The sequence below is a fragment of the Pseudomonas sp. LB-090624 genome (assembly GCF_003205205.1).
Classification (GTDB): domain Bacteria; phylum Pseudomonadota; class Gammaproteobacteria; order Pseudomonadales; family Pseudomonadaceae; genus Aquipseudomonas.
The window spans coordinates 111,914-118,452 of record NZ_QJRL01000014.1; the positions used below are offsets into that span (position 1 = coordinate 111,914).

Sequence of the window (6,539 nt, forward strand, 5' to 3'; positions counted from 1 at the left end):
TTTGCTGGTGGCGCGACAGGTCGCGCCACCATGTTCTTACACGTTCAGCGAGCTCTGATCGATGACCAGACCTGGGCCCATGGTGGTGCTCAGGGTAACGCGCTTAACGTAGATACCTTTCGAAGAAGCAGGCTTGATACGCTTCAGGTCAGCGATCAGGGCTTCAACGTTTTCCTTCAGCTTGTCAGCTTCAAAGCCGATTTTGCCAACGGAGGTGTGGATGATACCGTTCTTGTCGGTACGGTAGCGAACCTGACCAGCCTTGGCGTTTTTCACGGCAGTGGCTACGTCTGGAGTCACGGTACCAACTTTCGGGTTAGGCATCAGGCCGCGAGGACCCAGAACCTGACCCAGCTGACCCACAACGCGCATGGCATCAGGCGATGCGATGACGACGTCATAGTTCAGGTCGCCGCCTTTCATTTCGGCAGCCAGATCGTCCATACCTACACGGTCAGCGCCGGCAGCCAGAGCAGCTTCAGCAGCTGGACCCTGAGTGAAGACAGCAACGCGAACGGTCTTGCCAGTGCCGTGCGGCAGCACGGTAGCGCTACGTACGACCTGGTCGGATTTACGCGGGTCAACACCGAGGTTTACGGCGATGTCGTAGGACTCGACGAACTTGGCAGCAGGCAGCGAGGCCAGCAGGGTTGCCGCTTCTTCGAAGTTGTAGGCCTTGCCTGCTTCGATTTTCTCGGCGATTGCCTTTTGGCGTTTAGTCAGCTTAGCCATTACACACCCTCCACGTTCAGGCCCATGCTGCGGGCAGAGCCAGCGATGGTGCGTACAGCAGCGTCCAGGTCAGCGGCAGTCAGGTCAGCCTGTTTGGCTTTCGCGATGTCTTCCAGCTGAGCACGGGTAACGGTACCGACTTTAACGGTGTTCGGGCGAGCCGAACCACTGGTCAGGCCAGCAGCTTTCTTCAGCAGAACCGAGGCAGGGGTGCTCTTGGTCTCGAAGGTGAAGCTACGGTCGCTGTAGACAGTGATGATCACTGGAGTCGGCAGGCCGGCTTCTTGACCCTGGGTACGGGCGTTGAAGGCCTTGCAGAATTCCATGATGTTCACACCATGTTGACCCAGTGCTGGACCAACGGGTGGGCTTGGGTTGGCCTGGCCGGCCTTTACTTGCAGCTTGATGTAAGCCTGAATCTTCTTAGCCATGAGCTACTCCAAAATCGGGTACGAACGCCTGATGGCTCCCCGGATGACTTGCGTTTTATCCCAGTGACGACAAAACCCCGCAGCACACAGGGCTGCGGGGTATGGGATGCGTTGTCCGCCTAGACCTTTTCGACCTGGCTGAACTCGAGCTCCACCGGAGTAGAGCGACCGAAAATAAGCACTGCAACCTGCAGACGGCTTTTCTCGTAGTTAACCTCTTCGACACTACCATTGAAGTCTGCGAACGGACCATCAATGACTCGAACCACTTCACCTGGCTCGAACAGCGTCTTCGGCTTCGGCTTATCGCTACCGTCCGCTACGCGACGCAGGATAGCCTCAGCTTCTTTATCAGTGATCGGCGCAGGCTTGTCTGCGGTACCACCAATGAAGCCCATCACACGAGGGGTGTCCTTGACCAAGTGCCAAGTCCCTTCGTTCATCTCCATCTGGACCAATACATAGCCAGGGAAGAATTTACGCTCACTTTTGCGCTTCTGGCCATTGCGCATTTCGACGACTTCTTCGGTCGGAACCAAGATCTCGCCGAAACCGTCTTCCATGCCAGCCAGCTTGACGCGCTCGATCAGGGAGCGCATTACATGCTTCTCGTAACCCGAGTAAGCATGCACAACATACCAACGCTTAGCCACGGGACACCTTTAGCCAACGATCAAGGAGACCGCCCAGCCGAGCAGGGAATCAAGACCCCACAACAGCAGTGCCATAACCAGCACAACAGCCACAACAATCAGCGTGGTCTGGGTGGTTTCCTGGCGGGTCGGCCACACGACTTTACGAATCTCGGTACGAGCTTCCTTCGCCAACGCAAAGAACGACTTGCCCTTCGCAGTCTGCAGAGCTACAAAGCCCGCGACAGCAGCCAGGACGAGAAGTGCGAGAACGCGATACAGAATCGGGGAGGCGGAGTAGTATTGATTACCCACAACACCAACAACCACCAAAGCCACTACAGCCAGCCACTTGAACAGATCAAAACGCGATTCTTGGGCTTCAGTTTTGGGGGTCATCGAGGAGGATCCTGTAAGAAGAAAGCCATCACACCGAGGTGAAATGGCAGGTCAGGAGGGAATCGAACCCCCAACCTACGGTTTTGGAGACCGTCGCTCTGCCAATTGAGCTACTGACCTGTAACGCTGTATCAGGCCGGCCATTATACCGGCCTGATCAAGTAAATCAACTACTTATTCAATAATTTTTGCTACGACGCCGGCGCCGACGGTACGACCGCCTTCACGGATAGCGAAGCGCAGACCGTCTTCCATTGCGATGGTCTTGATCAGGGTAACAGTCATCTGAATGTTGTCACCTGGCATTACCATTTCAACGCCTTCCGGCAGTTCGCAGTTACCGGTCACGTCAGTGGTACGGAAGTAGAACTGTGGACGGTAGCCTTTGAAGAACGGAGTGTGACGACCGCCTTCTTCCTTCGACAGTACGTAGACTTCTGCGGTGAACTTGGTGTGCGGCTTGACCGAACCTGGCTTAACCAGAACCTGGCCACGCTCAACGTCGTCACGCTTGGTACCACGCAGCAGAACGCCGCAGTTCTCGCCAGCACGACCTTCGTCCAGCAGCTTGCGGAACATCTCAACACCGGTGCAGGTGGTGGTGGTGGTGTCACGCAGACCAACGATTTCCAGCGGATCCTGAACGCGGACGATACCACGCTCGATACGACCGGTAACAACGGTACCACGACCCGAGATCGAGAATACGTCTTCGATCGGCATCAGGAATGGCTGGTCGATGGCACGAACTGGCTCAGGAATGTAGCTGTCCAGAGTTTCTACCAGCTTCTTGACAGCGGTAGTGCCCATTTCGTTGTCGTCTTTGCCTTCCAGCGCCATACGAGCCGAACCGATGATGATCGGGGTGTCGTCGCCTGGGAAGTCGTAGGTGGACAGCAGGTCGCGAACTTCCATCTCGACCAGTTCCAGCAGCTCAGCGTCGTCTACCAGGTCAGCCTTGTTCAGGAAGACCACGATGTACGGAACGCCTACCTGACGGGACAGCAGGATGTGCTCACGGGTTTGTGGCATCGGACCATCGGCGGCCGAGCAAACCAGGATCGCGCCGTCCATCTGGGCAGCACCGGTGATCATGTTCTTCACGTAGTCAGCGTGACCTGGGCAGTCAACGTGAGCGTAGTGACGAATGGTCGAGTTGTACTCAACGTGAGCGGTGTTGATGGTGATACCGCGCGCTTTTTCTTCCGGAGCCGAGTCGATCTTGTCGAACTCAACGATTGCCGAACCGAAAACTTCGGAGCAAACGCGAGTCAGAGCTGCGGTCAGAGTGGTCTTACCGTGGTCAACGTGGCCGATAGTGCCGACGTTAACGTGGGGAAGGGAACGATCAAACTTTTCCTTAGCCATCGATACAATCCTCCGCAGAAGAAATAGTCTTGCGCTGATAAAACAAAGGCAGATATTTTCATATCTGCCTTGTTTAAATGGAGCTCTTGAGCGGATTTGAACCGCTGACCTCACCCTTACCAAGGGTGTGCTCTACCAACTGAGCTACAAGAGCGAAACACTTTGTGCAAAATCCAGCAAACTTGGAGCGGGTAGCGGGAATCGAACCCGCATCATCAGCTTGGAAGGCTGAGGTTCTACCACTAAACTATACCCGCGGAGCTTGCGGCTCTCGCTGAAACTGGTGGAGGGAGAAGGATTCGAACCTTCGAAGCTCTCGCAACGGATTTACAGTCCGTCCCCTTTGGCCGCTCGGGAATCCCTCCAGATGTGGCCGGCATTCTATGTCTCTGCCGTCCTAGTGTCAAGCGTTTTTTCAAATTTTTTCAATCAAATCTGAAACTTAGCTACTTTGACACTGCTTCCGGTCCTGCCACCTGAGTGGTGTTCCCTGTGAAGCGGGCGCCATTCTATCAAGCTATTCGCCAGTTGCAATACCCTGGCAGAAAATAATTTTATGTTTTAAGTCTTTGAAATCATTGGAAAGAGACGAGAGCAACGCCTGGTCCAGCAACCGCTCGCTTTCCGAGGCCACCTTAAGCCAGCGACCATCAGCTCCCGGCAGCTGCTTATCTACTGGAGAGGTAGCAACGTCCAGGCTCAACAAGCGTTGGCGCAGCGCCTCTAGCTGCTCGGGCGCCATCTCACCGCCGATCACCAAGCATTCTTCACGGCGCTTTGGCGGCGTAGACACACCCGTTTCACGCAACAGACGGATTTCTTGCTGATTCCCCTTGTACAACGACAGCGGGGCGACTTCCTTGACCTTCAGCGGGGCTTCCTGCTGATGCCATACGTAATAAAAGACGTTGAGCACCAGTAACAGCAGAAACAACCAACGCATAGGCACCTCAATCCAATGGGCAGGCCATTGCCAGGCCAACGAAAACCAAGTCAGGCACGACACGCGCCTGCGGGATGGCATCCTTCACCAATGGCGCATCACCACCAGTGAGGAACACCGTGAACGCCTCCCCCCATAGAGCACGCGCTTGCTCAAGCTGAGTGCGAGCAAAACCCTGCAGCATCAACACACACCCGCGCTCGACTGCCTCGACAGTGGAACGGCCAGGCGACAGACTGACCAATGCGCGCTCGGCAGAGTCATCGTCATAGCGGATGCGGCGGGTATGCGTACGCAACTGGCTGCGCATCAATGGCATTCCCGGACAGATATAGCCACCCAGGTGCTCGCCATCGGCGGCAACGAAGTCCGCCTTGGCAGCTGTACCCAGGTCAATGACCAGACATGCCCCACCGGCCAGGTGAAAGGCGCCCAGCGCCGCCAGCCAACGGTCCATGCCTAAGCGCTGATAATCGTCATAGCCATTGCGCACACCCGCCATTTCCTGAGCCGGGTGGGCAACCTGCGCCTGCACGGCGAATGCCTGGGCGATCACAGCGCACAGCGCATCGGTTTCCTCCTCGCTGCGCACACTGACAATACGGCAGCCGGTGAGGCGCACCGCAACAAGTGCAGCCACTTCAGCCACCAGCGCCTGATCGGAATCGACGATGCCACCACCAGCTATCACTGCTTCAGCGGTGTGGATCACCCGCCATTTGATGAAGCTGTTACCGCAATCGAGCTCAAGAATCATCACGCAACCTCAAACTGAGCTCACCACCACTGAAGCTCTTTTCCACTCCGTCCACCTCAAGGCGCAAACCGCCCTGCCCGTCGACGCCTCGAACCACACCATCTATACGTGTGCTACCCGCAACCAGCGAAACGTTGCGCCCCTGCCAAAGGTGCGCCTGCTCCCACTCCTCCTGGAATGCGGCAAAACCGTATCGACGATGGCGCGCCAACTCATGCTGCAGCTGCTGACTGAGCGATGCTACCAAATGGTTACGGTCTATCGCCGCGCCCACTTCACGCCGCATCGAGGTCCACTGCTGATCCACCTGGTCGTTGACCTGCATGTTCACGTTGATACCGATACCCAGCACTACATGACAGACATCCGCAGGATCACCCACCAACTCCAGGAGAATGCCGGTGATCTTCTGCTGCCGAACCAGAACATCATTGGGCCATTTCAGGCCCACGTCCTTTATGCCGAACGCCTGCAAGGTACGCATGACTGCCAGCCCAACCACCAAGCTCAAGCCTTCGAGCTGGCGCATGCCGCCATCGACGCGCAGCACCAGGCTGTAATAGAGATTCTCGGCAAACGGGCTCACCCACTGCCGACCACGCCGACCACGACCTGCGCTCTGACGCTCTGCCAGGACCAGGAATGGCGCTGCCTGCCCCTCACTGGCAAGGCGCAGACCTTCGGCGTTGGTGGAGTCGATGGTGTCGTGGATGAATACCGGCCACTGCTCGCCGCCGGCAAACCCAGCGATCGCCTGCCCCTCCAGCAAAGCCAAGGGTGCCGCCAGCTGATAGCCCCGCCCACGCACTTTGTGAATGGTGAGGTTAAGCTCACTTTCCAGATGCTGCAGCTGCTTCCAAACTGCGCTGCGACTCACACCGAGGGCTGCCCCCAGAGCTTCTCCGGAATGGAACCGGCCGTCCTTGAGGAGATTCAACAACTTCAGCATGCCAGTCTCGACTTGGAATAAGGCAGGCATGATAGCCATGGGCTGTGGGCTTGCATAGGAAAAGGGCCGAAAGCTCGTGCCCGACTTGCGACAGGCAGCGCAGTGGATGGCATGGGTTCGCCCGTATTCACGGGGCAAGCCCGCTAGCACACTGATCTGTCCCAGGCCGCAGGCACATGCAAGGCTGGAGATTTCTCCGGCCACAAAGACAAAACCCCTACCTGCATGTGCAGATAGGGGTTTTGCGAAATGAATCTTGACGATGACCTACTCTCACATGGGGAAACCCCACACTACCATCGGCGATGCATCGTTTCACTGCTGAGTT

8 protein-coding genes and 4 tRNA genes are annotated in these 6,539 nt (G+C 56.7%); all 12 read right to left on the reverse strand.

Annotated features, from left to right (window positions below):
* Positions 1-36: 36 nt before the first annotated feature.
* Entirely contained in the window at positions 37-732 is a 696-nt protein-coding gene (rplA, locus tag DMX11_RS15345) for a 50S ribosomal protein L1 (RefSeq protein WP_003255499.1), read from the reverse strand.
* A complete protein-coding gene (rplK, locus tag DMX11_RS15350) occupies positions 732-1,163 on the reverse strand; it encodes a 50S ribosomal protein L11 (RefSeq protein WP_003255500.1) in 432 nt (143 codons plus the stop codon). The genes rplA and rplK overlap by 1 nt, the downstream gene beginning before the upstream one ends.
* A 119-nt stretch (positions 1,164-1,282) precedes the next feature.
* Positions 1,283-1,816: a transcription termination/antitermination protein NusG gene (gene nusG / locus DMX11_RS15355; protein ID WP_003255501.1), complete on the reverse strand. Its 534-nt coding sequence runs from the start codon at positions 1,814-1,816 to the stop codon at positions 1,283-1,285.
* Positions 1,817-1,825: 9 nt separating this feature from the next.
* On the reverse strand, positions 1,826-2,194 hold the full coding sequence (gene secE, locus DMX11_RS15360) for a preprotein translocase subunit SecE (RefSeq protein ID WP_003257081.1): 369 nt from the start codon (positions 2,192-2,194) through the stop codon (positions 1,826-1,828).
* A 44-nt stretch (positions 2,195-2,238) separates the two neighbouring features.
* Positions 2,239-2,314: transfer RNA gene (locus tag DMX11_RS15365), tRNA-Trp, on the reverse strand.
* A gap of 54 nt (positions 2,315-2,368) precedes the next feature.
* Positions 2,369-3,562 (reverse strand): elongation factor Tu, encoded by a 1,194-nt coding sequence (tuf, locus tag DMX11_RS15370; RefSeq protein ID WP_003255489.1) that lies wholly within the window; start codon positions 3,560-3,562, stop codon positions 2,369-2,371.
* Positions 3,563-3,640: 78 nt separating this feature from the next.
* Positions 3,641-3,716: transfer RNA gene (locus DMX11_RS15375), tRNA-Thr, on the reverse strand.
* Positions 3,717-3,745: 29 nt separating this feature from the next.
* Positions 3,746-3,819 (reverse strand) — tRNA-Gly (locus DMX11_RS15380).
* Positions 3,820-3,843: 24 nt separating this feature from the next.
* Positions 3,844-3,927, reverse strand: a tRNA-Tyr gene (locus DMX11_RS15385).
* 152 nt (positions 3,928-4,079) lie between these two features.
* Positions 4,080-4,505 carry a hypothetical protein gene (locus DMX11_RS15390; protein ID WP_110745262.1) on the reverse strand — a complete coding sequence of 142 codons (426 nt, stop codon included), beginning with the start codon at positions 4,503-4,505 and terminating at the stop codon, positions 4,080-4,082.
* Between the two features lie 7 nt (positions 4,506-4,512).
* On the reverse strand, positions 4,513-5,262 hold the full coding sequence (locus DMX11_RS15395; RefSeq protein WP_110745263.1) for a pantothenate kinase: 750 nt from the start codon (positions 5,260-5,262) through the stop codon (positions 4,513-4,515).
* Positions 5,252-6,211, reverse strand: a complete 960-nt coding sequence (gene birA / locus DMX11_RS15400) for a bifunctional biotin--[acetyl-CoA-carboxylase] ligase/biotin operon repressor BirA (RefSeq protein WP_110745268.1) — start codon at positions 6,209-6,211, stop codon at positions 5,252-5,254. The genes DMX11_RS15395 and birA overlap by 11 nt, the downstream gene beginning before the upstream one ends.
* Positions 6,212-6,539 lie beyond the last annotated feature (328 nt).